The sequence below is a fragment of the Parvularcula sp. LCG005 genome, from assembly GCF_032930845.1.
Lineage (GTDB): Bacteria > Pseudomonadota > Alphaproteobacteria > Caulobacterales > Parvularculaceae > Parvularcula.
This window is the reverse complement of record NZ_CP136758.1, coordinates 693,578-716,402: the sequence shown is the minus strand read 5'-3', so window position 1 is coordinate 716,402 and position 22,825 is coordinate 693,578. Positions and strand designations below refer to the sequence as shown.

19 protein-coding genes are annotated in these 22,825 nt (G+C 59.7%); 15 read left to right on the top strand and 4 right to left on the bottom strand.

Annotation, left to right across the window (positions count from 1 at the left end):
* The 9 genes from RUI03_RS03345 (at position 1) to RUI03_RS03305 (ending at position 11,907) form a co-directional block, all read left to right on the top strand.
* Positions 1 to 1,137, top strand: coding sequence for a glycosyltransferase family 2 protein (locus RUI03_RS03345; RefSeq protein ID WP_317288875.1), 1,137 nt, complete (start codon positions 1 to 3; stop codon positions 1,135 to 1,137).
* Positions 1,137 to 3,863 (top strand): glycosyltransferase family 2 protein, encoded by a 2,727-nt coding sequence (locus RUI03_RS03340; RefSeq protein WP_317288874.1) that lies wholly within the window; start codon positions 1,137 to 1,139, stop codon positions 3,861 to 3,863. Before RUI03_RS03345 ends, RUI03_RS03340 begins: the two co-directional genes overlap by 1 nt.
* A 10-nt stretch (positions 3,864 to 3,873) precedes the next feature.
* Positions 3,874 to 5,631 (top strand): ABC transporter ATP-binding protein, encoded by a 1,758-nt coding sequence (locus RUI03_RS03335; protein WP_317288873.1) that lies wholly within the window; start codon positions 3,874 to 3,876, stop codon positions 5,629 to 5,631.
* Between the two features lie 230 nt (positions 5,632 to 5,861).
* Positions 5,862 to 7,106, top strand: a complete 1,245-nt coding sequence (locus RUI03_RS03330; protein WP_317288872.1) for a pilus assembly protein TadG-related protein — start codon at positions 5,862 to 5,864, stop codon at positions 7,104 to 7,106.
* Positions 7,103 to 7,531 (top strand): TadE/TadG family type IV pilus assembly protein, encoded by a 429-nt coding sequence (locus RUI03_RS03325; RefSeq protein ID WP_317288871.1) that lies wholly within the window; start codon positions 7,103 to 7,105, stop codon positions 7,529 to 7,531. The genes RUI03_RS03330 and RUI03_RS03325 overlap by 4 nt, the downstream gene beginning before the upstream one ends.
* Positions 7,528 to 7,935 carry a TadE/TadG family type IV pilus assembly protein gene (locus tag RUI03_RS03320; RefSeq protein ID WP_317288870.1) on the top strand — a complete coding sequence of 136 codons (408 nt, stop codon included), beginning with the start codon at positions 7,528 to 7,530 and terminating at the stop codon, positions 7,933 to 7,935. Before RUI03_RS03325 ends, RUI03_RS03320 begins: the two co-directional genes overlap by 4 nt.
* A 57-nt stretch (positions 7,936 to 7,992) precedes the next feature.
* On the top strand, positions 7,993 to 9,843 hold the full coding sequence (locus RUI03_RS03315) for an ABC transporter ATP-binding protein/permease (RefSeq protein ID WP_317288869.1): 1,851 nt from the start codon (positions 7,993 to 7,995) through the stop codon (positions 9,841 to 9,843).
* Positions 9,844 to 9,968: 125 nt separating this feature from the next.
* A complete protein-coding gene (locus tag RUI03_RS03310; RefSeq protein ID WP_317288868.1) occupies positions 9,969 to 11,693 on the top strand; it encodes an ATP-binding protein in 1,725 nt (574 codons plus the stop codon).
* 64 nt (positions 11,694 to 11,757) lie between these two features.
* Positions 11,758 to 11,907 carry a hypothetical protein gene (locus tag RUI03_RS03305; protein ID WP_317288867.1) on the top strand — a complete coding sequence of 50 codons (150 nt, stop codon included), beginning with the start codon at positions 11,758 to 11,760 and terminating at the stop codon, positions 11,905 to 11,907.
* On the opposite strand, the gene RUI03_RS03300 is transcribed toward RUI03_RS03305, so the two are convergent.
* Both RUI03_RS03300 and RUI03_RS03295 read right to left on the bottom strand, forming a co-directional pair.
* Positions 11,904 to 12,554 (bottom strand): uracil-DNA glycosylase family protein, encoded by a 651-nt coding sequence (locus tag RUI03_RS03300; RefSeq protein WP_317288866.1) that lies wholly within the window; start codon positions 12,552 to 12,554, stop codon positions 11,904 to 11,906. The two genes, RUI03_RS03305 and RUI03_RS03300, sit on opposite strands and share 4 nt — an antisense overlap.
* Positions 12,529 to 12,756, bottom strand: a complete 228-nt coding sequence (locus tag RUI03_RS03295) for a DUF3126 family protein (RefSeq protein WP_317288865.1) — start codon at positions 12,754 to 12,756, stop codon at positions 12,529 to 12,531. Before RUI03_RS03295 ends, RUI03_RS03300 begins: the two co-directional genes overlap by 26 nt.
* Positions 12,757 to 12,841: 85 nt before the next feature.
* Here RUI03_RS03295 and RUI03_RS03290 point away from each other — a divergent pair, with 85 nt between their 5' ends.
* Positions 12,842 to 13,297: a copper chaperone PCu(A)C gene (locus RUI03_RS03290; protein WP_317288864.1), complete on the top strand. Its 456-nt coding sequence runs from the start codon at positions 12,842 to 12,844 to the stop codon at positions 13,295 to 13,297.
* Here RUI03_RS03290 and RUI03_RS03285 read toward each other — a convergent pair.
* Entirely contained in the window at positions 13,279 to 14,250 is a 972-nt protein-coding gene (locus RUI03_RS03285; RefSeq protein ID WP_317288863.1) for a P1 family peptidase, read from the bottom strand. The genes RUI03_RS03290 and RUI03_RS03285 overlap by 19 nt on opposite strands.
* Before the next feature lie 62 nt (positions 14,251 to 14,312).
* On the opposite strand from RUI03_RS03285, the gene RUI03_RS03280 reads away from it, so the two are divergent.
* A complete protein-coding gene (locus RUI03_RS03280) occupies positions 14,313 to 16,106 on the top strand; it encodes a gamma-glutamyltransferase family protein (protein WP_317288862.1) in 1,794 nt (597 codons plus the stop codon).
* A gap of 9 nt (positions 16,107 to 16,115) precedes the next feature.
* A complete protein-coding gene (locus RUI03_RS03275) occupies positions 16,116 to 16,988 on the top strand; it encodes an alpha/beta hydrolase (RefSeq protein ID WP_317288861.1) in 873 nt (290 codons plus the stop codon).
* 47 nt (positions 16,989 to 17,035) lie between these two features.
* On the opposite strand, the gene RUI03_RS03270 is transcribed toward RUI03_RS03275, so the two are convergent.
* Complete coding sequence (locus tag RUI03_RS03270; protein WP_317288860.1) at positions 17,036 to 20,017, bottom strand: valine--tRNA ligase; 2,982 nt, start codon at positions 20,015 to 20,017, stop codon at positions 17,036 to 17,038.
* A gap of 162 nt (positions 20,018 to 20,179) precedes the next feature.
* Here RUI03_RS03270 and RUI03_RS03265 point away from each other — a divergent pair, with 162 nt between their 5' ends.
* The 3 genes from RUI03_RS03265 to RUI03_RS03255 are packed head-to-tail and all read left to right on the top strand — an operon-like array spanning position 20,180 to position 22,808.
* A complete protein-coding gene (locus tag RUI03_RS03265; protein WP_317288859.1) occupies positions 20,180 to 20,701 on the top strand; it encodes a TadE/TadG family type IV pilus assembly protein in 522 nt (173 codons plus the stop codon).
* Positions 20,695 to 21,270: a TadE/TadG family type IV pilus assembly protein gene (locus RUI03_RS03260; RefSeq protein WP_317288858.1), complete on the top strand. Its 576-nt coding sequence runs from the start codon at positions 20,695 to 20,697 to the stop codon at positions 21,268 to 21,270. The genes RUI03_RS03265 and RUI03_RS03260 overlap by 7 nt, the downstream gene beginning before the upstream one ends.
* Positions 21,267 to 22,808 carry a pilus assembly protein gene (locus tag RUI03_RS03255; RefSeq protein ID WP_317288857.1) on the top strand — a complete coding sequence of 514 codons (1,542 nt, stop codon included), beginning with the start codon at positions 21,267 to 21,269 and terminating at the stop codon, positions 22,806 to 22,808. The genes RUI03_RS03260 and RUI03_RS03255 overlap by 4 nt, the downstream gene beginning before the upstream one ends.
* The last annotated feature ends 17 nt before the right edge of the window (positions 22,809 to 22,825 follow it).

The window sequence follows — 22,825 nt, the reverse complement described above, 5'->3', positions numbered from 1 at the left end:
TTGGACAAGTCTGTTGTTGAGGCACCCATCGTGATTTCTTTTCTGCAGCATGAGAGCATCGGCGTGGATCACGTCGACATTCGTGATCGCGCTGATCATCTCGCCACCAATGCCCGCCTGACCGTGTACTGGGACGGCGATGTACCCGTGGCGCAGGCATACTACGATGAACAGGTACCGGACCAATTCGGGACGCCCGAAACACTGCCGCCGGATCCGCAAGGCAGCGTCAGCGTGGTCATCTGCACCCGTGATCGGCCGGATGAGCTGGCGCGCTGTCTCGCCTCCCTGCCTCAGCAAACCCTCGTGCCTGATGAAATTATTGTCGTCGACAATGCTTCTGTCACTGATGAAACGCGGCAGGTCGCCCAGGCGGCCGGCGTCCGGTACGTTCGCGAGGATCGGCCGGGCCTAGATATTGCCCGCAATACCGGCGCGAAATCAGCTACCGGCGACTTTGTTGCCTATACGGATGATGACGTCATTCTAACACCGAACTGGCTGCGCCGACTGACCGGGGCGATGGACACAGACGATATATGGGGCACAACGGGTCTCGTCCTGCCAGCAGAGCTCGTCACCCCTGCGCAACTGCATTTTGAGCGGCAGTGGGGGTTTGGCCGCGGGTTTTCAAAAATCGATTTTGGTCCTGAATTTGTACAGCGTCATGATCGTTTCGGCATTCCGGCCTGGGATGTCGGCGCTGGTGCAAGCATGGCCTTCCGGCGCGCCATCTTCGACAAAATCGGCTTCTTCGATGAACGGCTTGACGTTGGTGCCGCCGGGTGTTCCGGTGACTCAGAGATGTGGCACCGCATCCTGCATGCCGGCGGGACCTGTCGCTACACGCCGACCTCCGTCGCTTTTCATTATCATCGGCGGGCGGAAGAAGGCCTGCGCAAACAATTGCGCGCCTATATGAGCGGGCATGTCGCGGCGCTGCTGGTCCAGAACGAAAGATCAGGGCGGCGGGCGAATCTGCGGCGCCTGTACCTGTCCCTGCCGATTCACTATCTCCGCGAAACGCTGCGCAAGCGGCGCGAAGACGAGCCGTCCCGTTACCTGAAGGAACAGGTGCTGGGATGTATTGACGGCTGGAAGTTTTACCGAAACGCGCCGCGTCCGGACGAATGTTGATGCCTGTGCAACCGAAGGTCAGCTTTGCCATACCGGCACGCAATGCGGATCTGTATCTCGAACAGGCACTACAATCGCTGGTCGACCAGACCGAGGCGGCGTGGGAAGCCATCATTGCTGATGATGGCTCTACCGACGGCACCTTTGCGATCGCCGAACGCTTTGCTGCGCAGGACAGTCGGTTCAGCGTGTTCCGGCGCAGCGGCCCGAACGGGCTGAGCGCTGCTCGCAATGAGGCCGCATCAAAAGGACGCGCGCCCTATATCGGCTTTCTTGATGCGGACGACTGGCTCGCCCCCACCTATCTCGCCGACATGCTTCGGGTCGAGAATGCGGATGTCATTTATAGCGGATTTAACAAGACTGATGTGAACGGACGTTTTCTGTCCTATCATTTTGAAGACCTGCTGCCCCTCGCGCCGCTATCTGTTCTCTATTCGCGCAATCCCCTCTCAGCCAGTGCGGTCATCGTCTCCCGATCCTCGTTCGATGCCCTCGGTGGGTTCGACGAAGCCCTGCGCCAGTGCGAAGACTGGGATGCCTGGATCCGTCTGGCAGAGGGTGGCGCCCGGTTTGCGGGCGTCGATGCACCTTTGTCCTTCTATCGGCAGTCTCCTTTCTCCATGTCCCGGGATTTTGGCGCCATGCTTGACGGTGCGTACGGCATCGTTGACCGCTATGCCCCGCCGGAGAACGCATCAGCCGCCAAAGCCTATCTTGCGGCGTGGTACAGTGCCACCGCCCTTGCCGCAGGGGCGGACTGGCGCGCTCTGCTCGCAAGCCGAGATGAGCCGCCGGTCGTTCCCCACCGCCATCTTGCTAAAAGTGTTTTCGACGGACTTGTCGCAGGCGCACAGGTGCCACCCACAGACCTTGACGGTCTAGAGATGTGGACAGATGAGCATCTACCCGCCCTCTGCCGCACACTGACTGGTCCGCACGATCAGCTCGGCGGCCTCGGCCTTCTCACACAGGTCGAAGACATAGTATTAGGCGCATGTCCGCCGGAGCAGGACATCTCCCTTTCGCGGTCGGCGCAACGCCATGAGGCAGCTGGCACAGGCCCTGACTGGGCATCTCTGCCGGACGCCATCGATCGTGTTTACCTGCATCACGAGCTGACGGACGGTCGCTGGCAGACAGAGGCCGTTCCCCGCCTCACTTCGCCACCGCATATTCCGCCCTTAGAGAACGTCGCCAACTTTCATCGGCAGCTGGAGACTCTGGCCCGCGCGCTCGTCAAACCCGACGGTCAGACAACCTCCCTGATCGAAGAGGTCCCAATCTTCCGATATGGCCCGCAGATGACCGCCAAGGACGTCCTGGACCATTGGTCAGAAATGCGGGCGATGCGGTTCGGCCCCTTTGGGGACCCACTTTTTGCCGGGCAAGTTGCCTTCTGTTTCGACGATTTTCAAAGCGGTGATACTGACATTCTTTTACGGCAGATCGACAACCTGCCCCCGTCTTGCGCGATCCTGATCGCCAATGGCACGGACCTGCGCATCGGCGCCGCCGCTGCTTCTGCCGGTATCCATACCGGACTACTCATTGATATTGATCCGGATACACCGCCGAGAGCCTTTGCCGAGAATGTCACTGGTATACTGAGCAAGACGGCGACCGAAGCCAACGGCATAACTTTCGATGTACTTTATATCCGCGGCACAAACGATTTCACCCGCGCTCTCGTGGCTACCGATGCCTTCATCAGACTGGACGGTTCGACGTTCATTGAGCGGCCGGCACTGGATACCACATCGTCCCCACTCATCTCTGTGGTCATTCCCGCCTATAATGCAGAAAAGACGCTGGAAGAAACGCTCGATTCCGTCTGTCTACAGACTTACAAAAATCTGGAAGTCATCATCGTCAATGACGGTTCGCGAGACGAGACGCAGCGTGTCGCAGAACGATACGCAGCGCTTGATTCGCGAATTACCGTGCTCTCCCAGCCTAATGGCGGCGTCGCGCGCGCCCGGAATTACGGTATTGCCGCCAGTCACGGAACCCTGATTGCCCCAGTTGACGCGGACGATCTGTGGGCGGCGACAAAGATTGAACAGCAAGTGCAGGTGATGTCAGACAGAGGCCCACGCTGTGGCCTTGCGTTCACGGACTATCTGGTCATTGACGAAAACAGCATCTGCCTGTCGGGTCGTGGGCGGGGATCACCCACGACCGCAGTGACGCTGCAAGAGTTCGCCTTTGGCAATATTGTTGGCAATGGCAGTTCCGCCCTCATGCGTCGTGCGGCAATGGTGGAAGCCGGCGGCTATAGCTTTGAGCTGCGCGATCAGAGCGCTCAGGGCTGTGAGGATTACCTGCTCTATTTCCGGATTGCCGAGCATTATGACCTGTACGTGATTCCCGAACCCCTCTTGGGCTACCGGGAGCTGCCCCAGACCATGTCTGGCGACGTGCTGCAGATGATCAGGTCCTATCACCTCGTGAAGGATGAGGTGGTGAACAAATATCCGGCGATGCATCGTCAGACCATGGAGGGCGTCACCTATCTGACCGCCTGGCTGGCTGCGAAGGCCGCCTTCTCAGGCCGCTGGAAAGCCGTTATCATGCTGGCACGCTATTCACGGGCCCGAGGCCCACGCGCCCTGGCCCTTTTTACACGGACGTTTTTAAGCGAGTTACGCCAGCGGAAGGGTCGAGGACCGATGGCCAGATATCGCGGCAAACGGTTCTCCGCACCACGCCGGTCGACGTCATGAAGGAAGTCCGATGAGCATAGGCGGCGCGCGCAGACTGTCGACGGCACAGATCAGGGAGGCGATCGGCATCATGCGGCCATTCGCCTGGACGCTGCCGGTGCTGATCGTCTTTGGTCTGATCTCATCGTTGGCCGAAACCGCCGGGGTCACCCTTATCATCTTCCTCCTGTACGCGCTGATGGGCCGTGGGCTTGAGGCAACAGAATTTGGCGGCGGCATCGGATCGGCGCTGAATAGTGTCACATCGGTCCTGCAGGATCCCGGCATGCTGATGATTGCGGTTCTGTTTGCCATCTTCATCAAGCTTGTGGTCTCCATCGCCTTTGCTCTCCTGTCGGCGTGGGTCAGCAATCGGCTGGGTGAGAACGTGCAAAACCGGCTGCACCAGCAATATCTCGATGTCGACTACGACTATATCCGGCAGCGCAAGGAAGGTGAGATGCTGAAGGTCATTGCGACCGAGAGCTGGTCCGTCCCCGCCGCCTATAATCATGTCAGCACGTTTCTGATCAATGCGACGGCAATTGTAGTGATGACGGCCGTGCTGTTTCTTGTGTCATGGCAGATTACCCTGATCGCCATTGTAGGCGTCGCGATCCTGATGGTGGCCGTCGAACTTCTGACCATCCCGGCCCGCCGCCTTGGCCGGGACGTGACCCAAATCAACGAAGAGATGGCGGCACGCACGCTGACGGCTTTGCAGGGCATGCGGGTTATCAGGGCGTTTGGCCAGGAACGGTTCATGACGACGCGGTTCCAGAAGACGACGGCCCGTGCGCGCAAGAACGCCATTCGCCTAGCGCAATTGTCGGCCAGTATCGGTCCGTTGTCTGAGGTCGGCTATATCATCGTGCTCGCCGTGATCGTGGCGGTGTCCCAAGGACAGGCGATCCCCTTCGCAACGACACTGACAGCGGTCGCCCTGCTCTTTCGCCTGCAGACGCCTCTCTACGCGGCGCAGGGCGCAGTGTTGAGTTTTGCGGGACTGGAAGCGCAATTGAAGTCGGTGCTCGACACCCTGCATCGCGCCGACAAGTCCTATCCGCCTCAAGGCGAACAGGCATTCAGTGGGCTGAAGCGCCATATCTGCTTTCGCGACGTCACCTTTCACTATGGGGACAATCAGACGCCGGCCCTCGACGCGGTGAGCTTTGAAATCCCCGCCGGTAAAACGACGGCCATTATCGGCAAGAGCGGCGCTGGTAAATCGACGCTTCTGAACATGCTGGTCCGCCTTGATCGCCCCCAGACAGGGGGGATCGATATTGACGGCGTGCCCATCGATGACATTGAGCGCAGCAGCTGGCTGTCACGGGTCGCTATCGCCGGACAGGATGTTGATCTGATTGACAGCTCCGTTGAGGCCAATATTCGCATGTCTCGCCTTGATGCCACTGACGAGCAGATGAAGCGCGCGATCGACATTGCGGGCGTCAAGCCGGTTATCGACCGTCTGGAAGACGGGCTTCGCCACTGGATCGGTCCTTCAGGCGCCAACCTGTCGGGCGGCCAGCGTCAGCGGATCGGACTGGCCCGCGCCCTCCTGACAGAACCCGACATTCTCATTCTTGATGAAGCCACCAGCGCCCTCGATCAGGAACTGGAGGCGCTCATCCGTCGAAACCTTGAGCAGGATCTGGCCGGCAAGACGATTATAATTGTCACCCACCGGCTTCAGACCATCACCGACGCAGATCACGCGATTGTCATCGATCAAGGCCGGGTAGTGGCAGAAGGTCTGCCACGGGATGTGATCGACAAGACGTAACGCTTCAATGCTGCCGTGAATATTCAGTGTTGATTAACGACGTTGCCTATAAGTCCCGCCGTTCTTGAACTCCGACACTGTCGTTCGATTCAACATATCGGCGCCAACATTTACCGCGCACTTACACTTGTCTCATACATTGACGCTAAACCGGCTTGAAAGTGTGAGTACAATTGGCTGTGAATGTGAGTATGCGCCAGTTCAGGTTGAGGGAAGACGGCAACGTAGCCATGCTATTTGCCCTGATACTCCCCTGCCTGCTCATGGTTGCGGCGCTTTCCACCGAAGCTGGATTCTGGTTCAGCGAGAAGAAACAGGTGCAGATGGCCGCCGACGCTGCGGCCTATAGCGCCGTTGCGGCCTACAAACAGACAAGCGACGTCACCGCCGCAAAAGCGATCGGCGTCGCCCAGGCCCAGGCCTCCGGCTATACTGGTGACGCCAGCGGTATCACCATCACGATCCCCGCATCCGACCCGTCCCTGGGCGCAGATTCCGCCATGGTCGTCATCAGCCAGGAAGTTCCCATTCAGTTGTCGAGGGTGTTCACGACGGACACGACGATGACGGTCCGCGCCCGTTCATGGGCGTTTGCGCCGCCGGGTGCAGCCACCGCTTCTCTCGGCCCCTGCATGTTAGCGCTGAACACATCGTCACAGCGCGCGATCGTCTATGCGGCAGGCGTTCAGATGTCGGCGACGTCGTGCGACATCGCAACGAACTCGACAGCAAACGATGCCGTCTGGCTTGAAGGCACCACGCATCTCGACGTCGACTGCGTCGCCACACCGGGCACGATCGGCACGAATGGGGGCGCCAGTTATACGATGAACGACTGCTCCTCGCCCAAGAATGAGGTGTCAGCGGACTATTTTGCAGGGTCGCCGTTCTGGGGTGATCCGGATGTGCCGGACACCGGCACGTGCGAGGACGCTTCGATCTCACAGGGAAGGTACGGACCCGGCATGCCCGGCGGTTCGGTCCTCCGTCCGGGCAAATACTGCAAACAGGTGGAGATTGCCGGCGCGACAACATTCGAACCGGGCGTTTACTATTTCACGAATGGATTTCGGGCGACGAACGGTGGCGCCATCAATGGCGCGGGCGTGACCCTGATGTTTGACCCGAGCCGCACCCTCGATGTGGCGCAAAGCGTGACCTTCGACCTGACAGCCCCCACGACCGGCCCCACCGCCGGCATGGCGCTGATGGGCGACCCCTCCAAGACGTCCGGTACCGTTCGCATTATCGGTGCCCTCGGCAATGTGGAGGGGGCCATCTATTTCCCCCACCAGATGGTGCAGATGGAAAACGGCCCTTCCGCCAGCCTGAACAGGTGCACACGGATCATTGCTGACAAGCTTGATATTCGCGGTGGCGGTGTCATCGACATTGACTGCAGCGGTGGCGGCGGCAGTGGCGGCTCCAGCAGTACCAGCGGCACCTTTGTCCAGTTGACGAAGGGAACGCCATGATCCGTCTCCTGAAAAAATTTCATCGAACAACGACGGGCACCGCAGCCATCGAGTTCGCGATCATCAGCCCGGTCCTTGTCATGGTTCTGGTGGGCGGATCGTGGATCGGCTTCCAGCTCAATTCACGACTGGCATTGCAGGCTGATGTGGCGACCGGCATGCAATATGCGATGACACGCGATGGCGCCACGGCGGCCGATGTTGAAGCCGTGATCCGGTTCAGCCTTGGCAGCGTACCTGCCGACATCACCACCGAACGGTTCTGCCGCTGCAACGGGACCAAACAGAGCTGTACGACCTATTGTTCGGCAACGCAGGAGGTCTATCTGAGTGCGATCGTGACAGAACGCGCCGATGTTGGCGTGCTAGGTCGCGATATGACGTTCCAGTCCCAGTTTGAAGTCCTGACCGGCTACCAGCCATGATCAAGACCAGACGATCCAGAGGGTTTTGGCGTCGCAGCGACGGTGCATCTGCGGTCGAATTCGCGATCATCGCCCCTGTGTTCATCGCCGCCATCTTTGCGCTCTTCCAAGGCGGCGTTGCGATTTTCAGCTACGCGGCCATGCAGAACTGCCTCGAGGCCGGCGCCCGCCATTTGCTCTTTGACAATACGGATGAAGCTGGCACGCGGACGGTTATCATGGACAAGGCGGATAACAGCCTTCTGCTCGCGGACAATCTGACAATCGATATGGAAAATGGCACGACCCCCGTGCCGTACACGCGGATCAAGCTCACCTATACATTGTCCATGTTCAATGCGTTCGGGCTCGAAGATGGCGTAACGCTCAACGCTTCCACGGTGGTGCCGCTGGCGGGGTCCTGATCCGGCCGTTTTGAGGGGGCTCGCAATTGCGGGGAAACCCGCTATCTGATGGCACACATGCCCAGACCCGGACCCACCCGCACAGCGCAGCCCAACGACGCCCCCGAGACCACGCTGCGAGAGCAGCTGGGCGCCGTCCGCAAACTTATCCCCTACCTTTGGAACGACCGGCATCCGGGGTTCAAGAAACGCATTATTGCGTCGTTCTCGGTCATTCTGATCGGCCAGGTCATCACGGTCGCCACGCCTTTTGCGCTCGCCGCCGCGATCAACCGGCTGGCAGAGCAGGATGAGACACTGGGTCTGACCGCCGCCGTGCTGGGCCTTATTCTCGGCTACGGATTTCTTCGACTGGTCTCTTCCGTCGTGCCGCAATTGCGCGAATTTCTGTTCTCGACCGTGGGCCAGAACGCCCAGCGTGAAGTGGCGCTCGACGTCTTCCGGCACGTCAATGATCTCTCGCTACGCTTCCATCTCGAGCGACGGACCGGCAGCCTCAATCGCCTGATCGAACGGGGCGTGCGGTCGATCGATTTCCTTTTCCGGTTCCTGCTGTTCAACATCGCCCCGACGCTGATCCAGCTGGCGCTGATCGCGGTTGTCTTCGGCCTTCGTTATTCAGGCTGGCTGGTGGTGATCGTTGTGGTGACCCTCGTGGTCTATTTCTGGTTCACGATCGCATCGACCGAATGGCGCCTGCAGTTTCGTCGGGAGATGAACGAGAAAGACCAGCTGGCCAACACCCGCGCCGTGGACGCTCTCCTCAATTACGAGACCGTCAAATATTTCGGCAATGAAGAGTATGAGGCGGGCCGCTATGATGAGGCCCTCGTCGACTATCAGCGTGCCGCCATCAAATCCCAGAACTCACTGGCGGTGCTGAATATCGGCCAGTCCGTTGTCATCAATATCGGCCTGGCCGCCGCCCTCCTCCTGACCGCCATTGGCGTCGCCAATGGCCGTCTCGGGATCGGCGAGATCACCGGGGTCAGCCTGATCATGATGCAGCTGTATCAGCCGCTGAACATTCTCGGGTTCGCCTATCGGGAGATCAAGCAGGCGCTGGTCGACATGGAAAAGATGTTTGCCCTCCTGGAACGCGGCACAGAAGTGGACGACGTGCCCGACGCCGCCGCCTTGCGCGTGGATGGTGGTGAGGTCCGGTTCGAGGACGTCCGGTTCGGCTATGACGAGGATCGCGAGATCCTTCACGGCATCAGCTTTACCGCGGCGCCGGGCCGAAAGATTGCCTTTGTGGGCCCGTCCGGTGCCGGCAAATCGACCATCGGCCGACTGGCCTACCGCTTCTATGACGCTTGGTCCGGCCGGATCCTGATCGATGGCCAGGATATCAGCACCGTCAGCCAAGCATCCTTGCGTCATGCCATCGGCATGGTCCCCCAGGACACGGTGCTCTTCAACGACACGATCGGCTACAATATTGGCTATGGCCGCCCCGGTGTGACGCAGGCCGAGATCGAAGAGGCCGCCCGGCTGGCGCAGATCCATGAGTTCATCACGGGCCTGCCCCGCGGCTATGACACCATGGTTGGGGAACGGGGGCTGAAACTGTCCGGCGGCGAGAAACAGCGTGTGGCCATTGCGCGCACGATCCTGAAAGACCCGCCGATCCTGATCCTCGACGAAGCCACATCGGCGCTCGATTCAGCGACCGAGTTCGGTATTCTCGACGCCCTGCGCACCGTGTCCCAGAACCGCACGACCCTCGTCATCGCCCACCGTCTGTCGACGGTCATCGATGCTGATCATATCGTCGTCCTGGAAAGTGGCCGGGTCATCGAAGAAGGCACCCATACGGGACTTCTGGAACAGAACGGTCTTTATGCTGCGCTCTGGCAGCGACAACTTGATGGTTACCAAGACGATACGCCTACGAATGTTGGTTAAAAGCGGATTAACATTACGCTCGCCACATAATCATTTTCTTCATTTCTGAGGCCTAGATTCCGCCGCAACAGGTGTGGAGTCCAAATCGAGTGCTGAGACGGGCGTTATCCCATTACGAACGGTTCTTGACCATCGATCCGTCAGAAGGCGCGACCAATGTTCTGCGCGCGCGGGCACTTTATGCTTTCTGCTGGACTGTAATCGGCGCGCAGACCGTCAATATCGTCGTCCTTACCCGTACGTTTGGCCGTTGGGAAATTGACCAGACAATTGCCCTGACGGCAGCCCTGATCATGCTCGGAATGGTGTTGTGCCTGCGCTATTTCAAGATCTACTCTGCCTACTCCCTCCTGATCACGGCGCTATGTCTGATCTCGAGCTTCTTCACGGCCGTTCTGTCCGGTACCGGCATCAATACTTCCCTGATACCGCTGCTGGTCCTGTTGCCGATGCTGAACTGCTTCCTTGCCACGCGGCGGATCGCCTGGATCTGCTCAGCGGTCATCGTCACCTATTTCCTCGTCCTCTATAACATCTCCATGGGCTCGGCAGAAGCCGAACTGGCGGTGTACGCTCAGCGTACAGCACAACGGACATTGCAAGCCATCATTGGCACCATGATCGCGACGATCATGGGTACGATCTTCGCGACCAATACCTATCGGGCATTTCGCTGGCTGGAACAGGGCATCGTGCGCGCGCGCGAAGCCGAACACGCAAAGTCGGAATTTCTCGCCTCAATGAGCCATGAACTGCGGACACCGTTGAACGGCGTTCTGGGTCTGACCGAAGCCCTTGAGAACACCAAACTTGATGATGAGCAGCGCCGCCTTCTGCGGACGGTGCAGTCGTCGGGGCGGTCTCTACTTCATATCGTCAATGACATTCTCGACCTGTCCAAGATCGAAGCCAACAAGCTCGCTATTGTGGAAACGCCGTTCGCGCCGCGTTCCCTGCTCTATGACCTGCAGCAGATGTGGCAGCCGGCCGCGGCGAAGAAGGGTCTCGATCTGCACGTCGATGTCGATGATGCGGTTCCGGCGACGATCAAGGGTGACGACTTCCGTATCCGTCAGATTGTCGACAACCTCGTCTCCAATGGCCTCAAATTCACTACCGAGGGCAGCCTGACCATTGCCATGAAAGTCGACTGGATCGACGCGGCCGAACACCTTCTGGTGACCGTCACCGACACAGGTATGGGCCTTAGCGAAGAACAGCAGGCCCGGATCTTCGGCGCGTTTGAACAGGCGACGGTGGATATTGCGAAGGCCCATGGCGGCACCGGCCTCGGCCTGTCAATTTGCCGCCGTCTGGCGGAAATGATGGACGGCTCCCTGTCGGTCACGTCAACCGAGGGCACGGGTTCAACCTTCACCCTGCGCTTCCCGCTGAAAATTTCGTCCACAGAGGAAACCGTCACGGGGCCTGACATGGAAGCCGCAGTGGCGCCCTTGCCCAGCCTTCACATTCTCGTCGTGGACGACAACGCGATCAACCAGATGGTGGCTGAGCAGTTCATCAAGGCGATGGGCATGACGTCCAAATCTGTATCCTCAGGCATTGACTGCCTCGCAGCGCTGTCTGTCGGCCGCTATGATGTGGTGCTGATGGACAAGCACATGCCGGGCTTGAGCGGCCTCGACACGTTGCGGCAAATCCGCGACCTGCCAGGCCCAATGCGGGATGTACCGGTGGTCGCCTGTACCGCCGACGCCCTTGCCGGCGAGCGCGAGGCCCTGATCCAGCAGGGCTTCACGGAATATCTCTCCAAGCCTCTGACCGGCATCGCCATGCGCCAGATGATGCACACGCTGATTCACGACCGCGCGGTGCTTAAAGCTGCCTGACCCTCGCGGTCTGGCATATCCCTGCCATTGGTCCTAGGGTCGTGCCAGCTGACGGAGGCCGGCCATGCGTGCGATCCTCAAATTCATCATCGCGATCTTTTCGGTGTCGCTCATTGCGCTGCTGGCACTGACGCAGTGTCGATCGGATACAACGATGGATGATTTTGCCGTCGATATCATCCCTGACATGGAAAGTGATACGGACGGGAACTAGGACAGCGCGTCCTGGACCGCCGCCTGCAATCGCGGAATGACCTCCGCCTCGAACCACGGATTTTTCTTCAACCAACCGGTGTTCCGCCAGCTGGGATGGGGCATGGGCAATAAGAGCTGCCCCGTCTGCTGCGCATCGGCAAACCGGTCGGGCCAGGCCGCCACCGTTTCCGTCAGCGTCCGGCCTTTTTCCGTCCCCAGATGCCAGGCCTGGGCATACGCCCCTACAAGTAGAACGACCTTCAGCGATGGCAGGATGTGAGCCATGACGCGGGCGCGCCACCGCTCTGCGCAGACTTTCGGCGGCGGCAGGTCCCCGCCCCGACCGGTTGGCCCCTTTCCGTCATAGCCCGGAAAGCAATAGGCCATGGGCGCAATCGCCACGGCGTCCGAATAGAAAATGGTCTCGTCGATCCCCAGCCATGACCGCAAACGCACCCCGGACGGATCATAGAAGGGCTTACCCTTCTGATGGGCCAGATTGCCCGGTGCCTGACTGAAGATGCCGATGACAGGGTCGGCGGGCAGTTGAAAGACCGGCCGGGCTGCGGGGATCAGGCCCACCTTCTCGCAATGGCGACAGGCGGACAGCTCCTCTCGCAGGGCCGCGAGGGACACGGTGTCACGCGTTGCCGAAGTCTTCCTCAAGATCAATGTCCAGAATGGCCATGTTGAAATCGTAGGAAATTTCGCCCTCGTCCTCATCACGGAACAGAACGCCGATGAATTCTTCGCCGGAATAGACCTCGGCAGAATCGTCCTTGTTCGTGCGTGGACGGACGTTCAGGTCCTTGTCATTGAAGCGCTTGCGCAGAAAATTCTGCAATCGGCTCAATTCAGACAGGTTCATAGGGGCTCCTTTCGCCGTGCCGCTTGCCGTTATCGAAAACTCGGCCTAACCCGGCGATGTTCAGCTGTTGATTAAAGGCCTGCTTATGACCCGCCTCAATACACTTGCCAAGGCCGCGACGGCTTTCGTTTTCCTCGCTCTTGCCGCCTGCTCGAACGATACCGAGAGCAGCGCGACCGGCGTCAGCGTCAAAGACACATCTTTCCGGGCCCCCATGGGCGGCGCCATGGCGACGGCAGGATATATGACTCTTACCTCTGATGTGGATGACAAATTGATTTCGGCAAGCTCGCCCATGGCAGAAGCGGTCGAGGTCCACACCATGGTCATGAACAATGGCGTCATGTCGATGCGTCCTTTGGCGGACCTTGAACTGCCCGCGGGCAAGGCGGTTGTGCTTGAACCCGGCGGGACGCATCTCATGCTCATGGGACTGTCGCCTGAGCTTCAGAATGCCATGGCGGTCGAAGTCATTCTGGTCTTTGAAAAGGCCGGTGAGCTGCCCGTCACGCTGCAGCTGGATCAGGCTTCAGCGAAGTAGACGCCCCGCGCGATCGCCCGGGCGAGCACGTCCGCAGCGAGATTGCCAAGCTCTGTCAGGCCCAAGACACGTGGCTCTGCCAGCGGTCGTCCACCCGTTGCCAACACAAATACTGTATCCCCATCGGTCGGCCCATGGGCAGGTCGCAGGGCCCGCGCTAGCCCATCCTGCGCCATGATCGCTAGGCGCGCCGCTTCGGCCTTGGACAGATCCGCATCGGTCGCGATGCAGGCAATTGTCGTGTTGCCGCGAGGGCCTGAACCCACCTTTGTATCGGAGGGAAAGCCGCTCACTGCCGCCTGCGCGATCCCCCGGCCGCCAAATTCGTCGCCGACTTCGAATGGGGCCGCCCAGAATTGCCGAGTGCCTGGCACATAGGGACTGCCAAAACTGTTCACCGCCGCAATGGCCCCGACAGTCACGCCGGCATCAGTCACTGCGCTGGCCGTGCCCAACCCACCAAGATGCTGACCGGCAAGTGCACCGCAGCCTGCACCAACCGGTCCCAGGGCAACCTCTTCTGAGACTGCATCAAGAGCCTCTGCCCCCAGACGGCCATAGGGCGGCTGATCACCCCATTCTTTGTCGCCGCCATTGGCGAGATCATACAATATCGCTGCAGGGACGATGGGACTGACCGGCACACCGGCCGCAGGCATCAGGCTGAAGCCCCTGCCGCGAGCCCCCAATAGAGCGGCAATGCGGTCCGCAGCGCCGAGGCCATAGACCGAACCCCCGGCGAGAACGATCGCATCGGCCCGGTCGACGAGGCCGGTCAGCGCCAGCGCATCGGCTTCGCGCGTCCCCGGCCCGCCGCCGCGCACGTCGACGGCGGCGATTGCCGGCGCGTCTGGCAAGATGACGGTCACGCCTGTTTTGACGGCACGATCCTGCGCCTGTCCGACCATGAGGCCCGGGACGTCAGTAATGCTATTGCGTGCCCCCACACTCATGGTTTGTCCTCTTCCAAAACAGCGCTACGCTCTCCTTTTGCATCGTCTGACGGATTTTTCACATGATCAAACGCGCCACACCATTTTTTCTGGCGATCCTGGCCACGGCTTGCGGCAACCCTGAACCGACCGACCCCGCGCAGGCTCCGAGTACGGAAGCGGTGCCAATGGGTGATGGCTTTCCCGAAGCGCCGGGGGCAAGCAATGATCATCGCTGGGCCGTCGTCACGGCCAACCCGCACGCCACCGACGCTGGCGCCCGAATTCTGGCCGAAGGCGGTTCTGCCATCGACGCCGCGATCGCCGTGCAGGCGGTCCTGGGACTCGTGGAACCGCAATCCTCCGGCCTCGGCGGCGGTGCCTTCCTCGTCTATTACGATCAGCAATCGGGCAAACTGACGACCTATGACGGGCGTGAACAGGCACCGATGTCGGCCACGCCCGCCATGTTTCTGAAAGACGACGGCACGCCGATGGGATTTTACGACGCCGTGACCTCTGGCAAGTCCGTTGGCATCCCCGGTGTCGTTGGCATGCTGGGTGTCGCCCATGCCGAGCACGGCGTTCTGGAATGGCATACTCTGTTTGAAGATGCCGAAAACCTCGCAACCAACGGCTATGTCATGGGCGAGCGCCTTCACATGCTCCTTGGGCGGATGAACCGGCTGCCAGACAATCCCGCTGCGAAAGCGCTGTTCTACGATGCCGATGGCACACCGCTGCCCGCCGATACGGTCCTGAAAAATCCCGACTACGCCGAAACGCTGCAGGAGCTGGCGGCTGGCGGTGCCGGAGTGTTCTACAATGGCAGCGTGGCAGAGAAGATTGCCGCCGCCGTGAACGAGCGCGTGGGCCCGGGGACCATGATCCCTGAAGATTTTGCTGACTACGAGCCTGTTGAGCGCGAGCCGGTATGCAGCCCGTTTCTCACCTACAAGGTCTGCTCAATGGGGCCGCCAAGCTCGGGCGGTGTGACGCTCCTGCAGATCCTCGGCCTTTATGAGCGCGCAGCGCCGGCAAACCAGACGGGCACGGACGGTGACGTTTCCGGCCTTTCCTGGCACAATTATGTGGAGGCCAGCCGCCTCGCCTATGCTGACCGCGACCTCTATCTCGCCGACCCCACGGCAATGGGTGACGGCACGATCAGCGCGGACCAGCTCGTCGACGGCCTGCTGGCGCCAGACTATCTGGACAGTCGCGCCCAGTTGATCGGCTCGGAAGCGGCAGAGACGGTCGAGCCCGGCGACCCCACAACGGTATCGTTGAAAGAGGGCCGCGCCATGGATGCATCGGCCAGCCTGCCCGGCACGAGCCATTTCTCTATCCGTGACAGCTTCGGCAATATCGTGTCGATGACGACGACCGTGGAGACGGCTTTTGGCAGCCACCTGATGGCTGGCGGCTTTATTCTGAACAATCAGCTGACGGATTTTTCTTTCATCCCTGAAAAAGATGGCGTGCCCGTGGTCAATGCTGTCGCGCCGGGCAAACGGCCACGCAGTTCCATGACGCCCATCATTGTGCTGAACGCCAGTGAAGAGCCCGTCATGGCGATCGGTTCACCCGGCGGGTCCGCCATCATCGGATATGTCGCCAAAACGGTACTGGCCAATCTGGCCTGGGGCGTTGACCTGCAAGGCGCGGTCGACATGCCAAACGTGGTCACCCCCCGCGGCAGCGTTATCGTCGAAGAAGGGGCGAGTGCCGAACTTATCTCGGACCTTGAAGCCTTCGGTCACGGCCCGGTTGCCGTCCGTGAACTGACCAGCGGCGTCTACGGCTTCCGCCTGGATGGTGAGACAATCGAGCCAGGCGTGGATGCGCGTCGGGACGGCACGTTCAAATCGCAATAGGACAACAAAATGAAAAAACGCCTTCTGCTACTAGCCGCTTGCCTCCAGCTGAGCTTCAGCGCGGGTGCAGCGGCCCAGACCGCGACGCCCATCAGCTTCGGCGAGACGATCCCATTGTCGTCGGAGGCCTATGCTCAGCCCCATGACATCAATGTCTGGCTTCCCCCATCCTACAGCGACGGGGATAAGGAATATAACGTTCTCTATGTCATGGATGGCGGCGTTGATCAGGACTATCCGCATATTGCCGGGCTCGGACAACTGGCCTCGATCAGTGGTCAGTATGAGGAATTCATCGTCGTGGGCGTGCGCACAAATGCGCGCCAGACCGAACTCACCACGCCGCCGCAAAACAGGCGCTATCGCAAGCTGGCCAAGGACCCGGGCGGTGCAGAGACATTCCGCACCTTTATCGCTGAAGATGTCATCCCGATGATCGAGGCGCGTTATCGCGCCGGTGGACGCAAAGCGGTGATTGGCGAAAGCCTCGCCGGCTTTTTCGTTATGGACACCTTCCTCAACCATCCTGACGTGTTTGACGATTATATCTCCGTGTCCCCCAGTTTGTGGTGGGACGATCGCCGCCTGGCTGAAGCCGCGGACGAGGCGCTGGCCACCCACGATTTTACCGGCAAGCGGCTATATGTGACCATGGCTGATGAAGGTGGCACGATGCAGGCCGGCCTCGATACCATCCTCGCCGATCTGGCAGCGGCGGAACTGGACGGGCTGACCTATACTTATGTCGATCGTCGCGAGACGGAGCATCACAGCACGATATATCACCCAGCCGCGCTCGACGCCCTGCGGTGGCTCTATGGGGTCGAGCACGAACCCTATACAGGCGCGCGCTGGTGGATCGATCTTCCTGAAGAGGATTGATCGCCAGAAAGTCGAATAAAAAGGCGGCCGTGAGGGCCGCCTTTTCCTTAGAGTGCTTTGAGCCGGTCGAGAGCCGCACCCAGCTTTTCAAGGTTGGCGGCGAAATCGGCGCGGCGTGTATGCTGCTCCTCCACCACTTCTGGCGGGGCCTTCGACACGAACCGTTCATTGGAGAGCTTCTTGTCGATCTTTTCGATCTCATCCCGGTTCTTGGCGATATCCTTTTCAAGGCGCGCCATTTCCGCTCCAAGATCGATAAAATCGGCAATGGGCAGCGCGTAGCTGCCCCCCGCGACCACGATCTGTGCTGCGCCCTTTGGCGCGTCATCGGCGAAGCTGATCCCGTCGAGACGGGCAAGGCGTTCGATCAGCCCGGCAGATGCCGTCAGGCGCCGCTTGGCCTCTTCGTCCGCCTGCAGCGCGACGAGCGGCATCTTTGCTGAAGGGGGCACATTCATCTCTGTACGCACAGAACGAATGCCCGACACCAATGCGATGATGAAGTTCATCTCCGCCGCGGCCTCTGGTGCGTCCACGCCCGGCCCGTCCCAGCGTTCCAGCATGAGGTACTTCTCGCGGGGCGCCATCTGACCCCATAGCTCTTCGGTGACGAAGGGCATGAACGGGTGCAGCATGACGAGGATGCGGTCGAGGGCATAGGCGGTCGTGGCGCGGGTTTCCGCCTTCGCCGCCTCCTCCTCCCCGTGGAAGACGGGCTTGGCGAATTCCAAGAACCAGTCGCAGAAGATATTCCACGTGAACTGATAGATCGTGTCCGCCGCATCATTGAAGCGATAGGCGCTGAGCGCCTGCTCAATTGCCCGCTCCGTCAGGTTCGCTTCGTGCAGGATCCACTGGTTCAGCGCCGAGGTGACGCCCGCAGGGTCAAAGCCCTCTGGCACACTGCACTCATTCATCTGGCAGAAGCGCGCGGCATTCCACAGCTTGGTGCGGAAATTCCGGTAGCCTTCGATCCGCTGATCTGCCAGCTTCACATCCCGCCCGGGTGAGGCCATGGCGGCGAGCGTAAAGCGCAGGGAATCGGTGCCGTACTCATCCATCTTGACGATCGGGTCGATGACATTGCCCTTGGACTTGGACATTTTCTGTCCCTTTTCGTCCCGGACGATGGCGTGGATGTAAACTTCCTTGAACGGCACTTCCTTCTGGAAGTGCATGCCCATCATCATCATCCGGGCCACCCAGAAGAAGATGATGTCAAAGGCCGTCGAAAGCGTCGCGGTCGGATAAAATTTCTCAAGTTCCGGCGTCTCTTCCGGCCAACCCAGCGTCGAGAACGGCCACAGGGCGGAAGAGAACCACGTGTCGAGAACGTCAGGGTCGCGGAACAGGACGTAGCTGCGCTTTGCGTCCACACCTTTGGTGTAGCGCAGTTCCGTTTCTTTCATGGTCGCGACCATTTCCGCATGGGAATCAACCACGACCACGTCCTCGAACCCGTGGCCGGGGCACGACTGGTCAAGCTGTGCGATCACTGCAGCCTTGAGCTGCGCTTCGTCCTCAACAGCAAAAGTTGTGAGCTTCAACGACGCGCTGTCGGTGAGTTCCACAGACTCATCCAGTGTTGGCCCGATATCAATACCGTACCACACGGGGATCTGGTGCCCCCACCACAGCTGGCGGGAGATGCACCAGGGCTGGATATCGTTCAGCCAGTTGAAATAGGTCTTGGTCCAGTTCTCAGGGACAAACTTTGTCTGTCCCTCCTCCACCGCCTTGATCGCGGGCTGGGCCATGGTCTTGGCGTCCACATACCATTGATCCGTCAGCATGGGTTCGATCACCACGCCGGACCGGTCGCCAAAGGGCTGCTGGATCAGCTTGTCCTCAACCCGGATCATCAGGCCTTCGGCATCGATATCCGCGATGATGCGCTTGCGCGCCTCGAACCGGTCAAGACCGCGATAGGCTTCGGGCACGAGGTTGATCGTGTCCACATAGGCCTCATCAAACGCCTCCCCGCCCTTGGCAAGCGTCATGGCCTTGGCGGATTCCTCCGCATACGGCGCACCATCGGCACGCAAGGCGGCGACATTGTCCATCAGGCGGTAAAGCGGAATGTTGTGACGCTTGGCGACCTCATAGTCGTTCGGATCATGGGCACCAGTGATCTTCACCGCGCCGGACCCGAAGTCAGGGTCAGGGTATTCATCGGCGATGATCGGGATCAGGCGGCGGCTTTCCTTTGGCCCTACCGGGATCTCACAGAACTTGCCAACGATGGGCTTGTAGCGCTCATCATCCGTGTGCACCGCAACCGCGCCGTCGCCGAGCATCGTCTCGGGCCGCGTCGTGGCGATGGAGATATAGTCCCGCACTTCACGCAAGCTGACGTTGCCGTCCTCATCCTTCTCGACATATTCATAGGTCTCGCCGCCCGCCAGCTTGTACTGGAAGTGCCACATATGGCCCTGGACCTCATGGGTCTCGACCTCGAGATCGGAGATAGCGGTCGCGAATTTGGGATCCCAGTTGACGAGCCGCTTGCCGCGATAGATCAGCCCCTCATTATAGAGCTGCACGAACACCTTGCGGACAGCCGCCGACAGGCCATCATCCATGGTGAAGCGTTCCCGGCTCCAGTCACAGGAGGCACCAAGGCGGCGCAGCTGGGACTGGATCGTCCCGGCGCTTTCAGCCTTCCACTCCCAGACTTTTTCGACGAATGCTTCCCGGCCGATATCCTGACGCCGAGGCTCCTGCCGTTCAGCCATCTGGCGCTCGACCACCATCTGGGTGGCAATGCCGGCATGGTCCGTCCCGACCTGCCACAGCACATCCTTGCCCTTCATCCGGTGGTAGCGGATCAGCACGTCCTGCAACGTGTTGTTGAGGGCATGGCCCATATGCAGGCTGCCCGTGACATTGGGCGGCGGAATGACGACACAATAGGGCTCACCCACGCCCGACGGCTTGAAACAGCCGGCTTCCTCCCACGCAGCGTAGAGGCGGCTTTCGGCTTCGGAATGGTCAAAATTCTTCGGGAGGGATGGATCGTTGTCTGTCATGGACAGGGGTTTAGTGGCAGCGCCCGGTCCGGGCAATCCACCAAGACGAGAGTGTCGGCGAAGAGTGCTGACACGATGACGCCAACGACTCGCAATCTTCATATTCCTTCAACCGCAATGCCTTAGGAACATAGGGTGTAACGGGTTCAAGGTACTGGCATCATGTTGGTTCGACGCTGGTTAAAGAGAGATGAAGGGTCGGCAGCGGTAGAATTCGCGATCATTGCCCCCGTCTTTTTTCTTCTTGTGTTCGCCATTTTTGAAACGTCACTGTTCTATTTCAAGCGCCACAGCCTGCGTTACCTGGTGTTCGAAGTGTCGCGTGAACTGCAGACTGGTCACATTCAGAAAGCCGGCGACCCCGAAACGCTTTTCAAGGAGACAGTGTGCGAGAAATCATCGTTCCTTTTTGATTGCGACGATATCTTCGTTGACGTGCGGGCCTTTAACCGTCTCAGCGACGCAACCTTCCCGCCCATCACGTTTGACGGCGATGGCGAGCCAAGCAACTTCACCTTCGACCCCGGCCGTCAGGAACAGATCATGATCGTGCGGGCGGTGACGAATTTCAGCTTCATCACGCCCATGATCAAATCGATTTTCCAGCCGGATGGAGAGAACGTGATCATCACCGGCGCCTCGATCACCAAGAACGAAGCTTTTGGATGCACCGGCGAATGTTGATGCACCTCATCCAGCGTTTCCGTCATAATCAGGCGGGTGTGGCCGCGGCGGAATTCGCCATGGTCCTGCCCCTGCTTGTGGGCATCGCCTTTGGTATCTTCGAGATGACCACGCGCGTGCAGATCGTCGACGAGTTTGAGCGTTACGCCTATCAGTTTGGCGACTACCTCTCTCGGTCAAACGAGTTGACCGAAGCGGATGTCACCGAAATTTTTGATGTCGCCGGCACCATCATGACGTCGGTCGACTTTGCCGAAGCGTCCCTCGGCGTGACCGTGGCCAGTATCGGTTACGATGAGGACGGAACACCTGTCATCTTGTGGAGCACCACACGCGGCGGCGGCGGTCCGCAGATCAATCTAGACAAGACCATTGGGCTTGCAGAGCCTGGGCAGAGTGTTCTTTATACCACCATGACCGTCACGGCGCCGACGCTGTTTGATATTTTCGGCGGCACCACAATCACAAAATCGACGCGCTCGATTTTCAAGCCGCGCAATACCCGAGCCATCGCAATGGATGGATCTCTGGTTGAAGACGGCACCCATGTCGATGGATACTCACAATGAAGCGTTTTGTCCGCCGTCTCGTCAGCTTTGCGCACCGAACCGGCGGTAATGTCGCATTGCTGACCGCATTGATGATCGTACCGATCATCGCGGCAACTGGCCTGTCTATCGACGGCGCACGGATGATGCTGTTGCGCTACCAACTGCAGGGTGCGACCGACGCTGCCGCGCTGGCCATCGGCACAACGTTTGGCACGGATGAAGAGCTGACTGCCCTCGCCCAGGACTATGTAGATCTGAACTTCCACATGACCGGTGCAACGATCACCAGCCTCAATGTGACGTCCACTGCGGAAAAGGTAACAATTGCGGTCAAGGCGACAATGCCGACCTATTTCATGCGCATCCTCGACAAGGATACGGTCAATTCAGCGGCATTGACCGAGGTCAGCCGTGCAGGCGGTGGCCTCATGGTCGCGCTGGTCCTCGACAATACAGGCTCGATGTGGGGCGGGCTTGATGGAACAAACCGGATCAGCGCGCTGAAGCAGGCATCACGCAGCATGGTCAATTCCCTCTTTGAAGAGGATGAGATGGCCCAGTTGCGCGTTTCGGTCGTCCCCTACGCGTCCATGGTCAATCCGGGCGATGCCGCACCAGGTATTGTCAATACGAGTATTGTCGATGATTTCCGACTGAAGGATCCGCAAGGCCGGACCGGTCTCGCCCCGGGCCAGCTGGATGTGATCGAGTATGATCCATCAGACAAAACGCAATGGAAGGGCTGCGTGTACGAACGGACCGGCGATGCCTCCTGGGACGACACACCGCCATCGACCAGCAAATGGACGCCGCTGATCTGGCCGATCTACAATGACAACCAGTTCGGCGTGTATACGTCGGGCAGCGACATGGGCAAAGCGGACCCGAACAGTATCGATCCCGGTGGAGACCGTGACTCAAACGCGTTTGTCGGGCCGAATGTGGGCTGTCCAACCCCGATTGTTCCCCTGACAGGCACCAAGTCTGACGTCACCCACGCCCTCGATATCATGACCGCATGGAACCGCGGCGGCACATTTTCCGATATCGGCATGGCCTGGGGCATTCGCACACTGACGCCGGGCGAGCCCTTCACCGAATCCGATACCCATCGGGACCCACGGACCAATGAGCGGCTATGGGAATCGCCCAACTGGCGCCGCGCTATTGTCCTGATGACCGATGGAGATAACACGCTGTACAACGCGGGATGGGACGGCTGCTGTGTGGCGCAGGACAGTGAGCAGTCCGACATTACGGGCTATGGCCGTCTTGGCGAATGGCGGATGAATTCCATTCTTGGCACGTCCAATAGCGGTACAGCCAAATCGAAAGTCGAGGACCGGTTGATCAATCTTTGCACCACAGCAAAGGAAATGAACATCACGGTCTATACGGTCGTCTTTGCGACCAGCGCCGGCTCTTCCACAAAAGCGATTTACGAGTCGTGCGCTTCTGATCCGGGCAAGTACTACTTTGCCCCCTCGGCCAACGCGCTCGACAATACGTTCGGATCAATCGGCACAGAGCTGAACAAGCTTCGCATTACGCGTTAAGCCGACCTCTCACCGCA

Coding starts and splice junctions, on each gene's coding strand:
- RUI03_RS03340 (WP_317288874.1), top strand. CDS start 1,137: ATGCCTGTGCAACCGAAGGTCAGCTTTGCCATACCGGCACGCAATGCG.
- RUI03_RS03335 (WP_317288873.1), top strand. CDS start 3,874: ATGAGCATAGGCGGCGCGCGCAGACTGTCGACGGCACAGATCAGGGAG.
- RUI03_RS03330 (WP_317288872.1), top strand. CDS start 5,862: ATGCTATTTGCCCTGATACTCCCCTGCCTGCTCATGGTTGCGGCGCTT.
- RUI03_RS03325 (WP_317288871.1), top strand. CDS start 7,103: ATGATCCGTCTCCTGAAAAAATTTCATCGAACAACGACGGGCACCGCA.
- RUI03_RS03320 (WP_317288870.1), top strand. CDS start 7,528: ATGATCAAGACCAGACGATCCAGAGGGTTTTGGCGTCGCAGCGACGGT.
- RUI03_RS03315 (WP_317288869.1), top strand. CDS start 7,993: ATGCCCAGACCCGGACCCACCCGCACAGCGCAGCCCAACGACGCCCCC.
- RUI03_RS03305 (WP_317288867.1), top strand. CDS start 11,758: ATGCGTGCGATCCTCAAATTCATCATCGCGATCTTTTCGGTGTCGCTC.
- RUI03_RS03295 (WP_317288865.1), bottom strand. CDS start 12,756: ATGAACCTGTCTGAATTGAGCCGATTGCAGAATTTTCTGCGCAAGCGC.
- RUI03_RS03290 (WP_317288864.1), top strand. CDS start 12,842: ATGACCCGCCTCAATACACTTGCCAAGGCCGCGACGGCTTTCGTTTTC.
- RUI03_RS03285 (WP_317288863.1), bottom strand. CDS start 14,250: ATGAGTGTGGGGGCACGCAATAGCATTACTGACGTCCCGGGCCTCATG.
- RUI03_RS03280 (WP_317288862.1), top strand. CDS start 14,313: ATGATCAAACGCGCCACACCATTTTTTCTGGCGATCCTGGCCACGGCT.
- RUI03_RS03275 (WP_317288861.1), top strand. CDS start 16,116: ATGAAAAAACGCCTTCTGCTACTAGCCGCTTGCCTCCAGCTGAGCTTC.
- RUI03_RS03270 (WP_317288860.1), bottom strand. CDS start 20,017: ATGACAGACAACGATCCATCCCTCCCGAAGAATTTTGACCATTCCGAA.
- RUI03_RS03265 (WP_317288859.1), top strand. CDS start 20,180: ATGTTGGTTCGACGCTGGTTAAAGAGAGATGAAGGGTCGGCAGCGGTA.
- RUI03_RS03260 (WP_317288858.1), top strand. CDS start 20,695: ATGTTGATGCACCTCATCCAGCGTTTCCGTCATAATCAGGCGGGTGTG.
- RUI03_RS03255 (WP_317288857.1), top strand. CDS start 21,267: ATGAAGCGTTTTGTCCGCCGTCTCGTCAGCTTTGCGCACCGAACCGGC.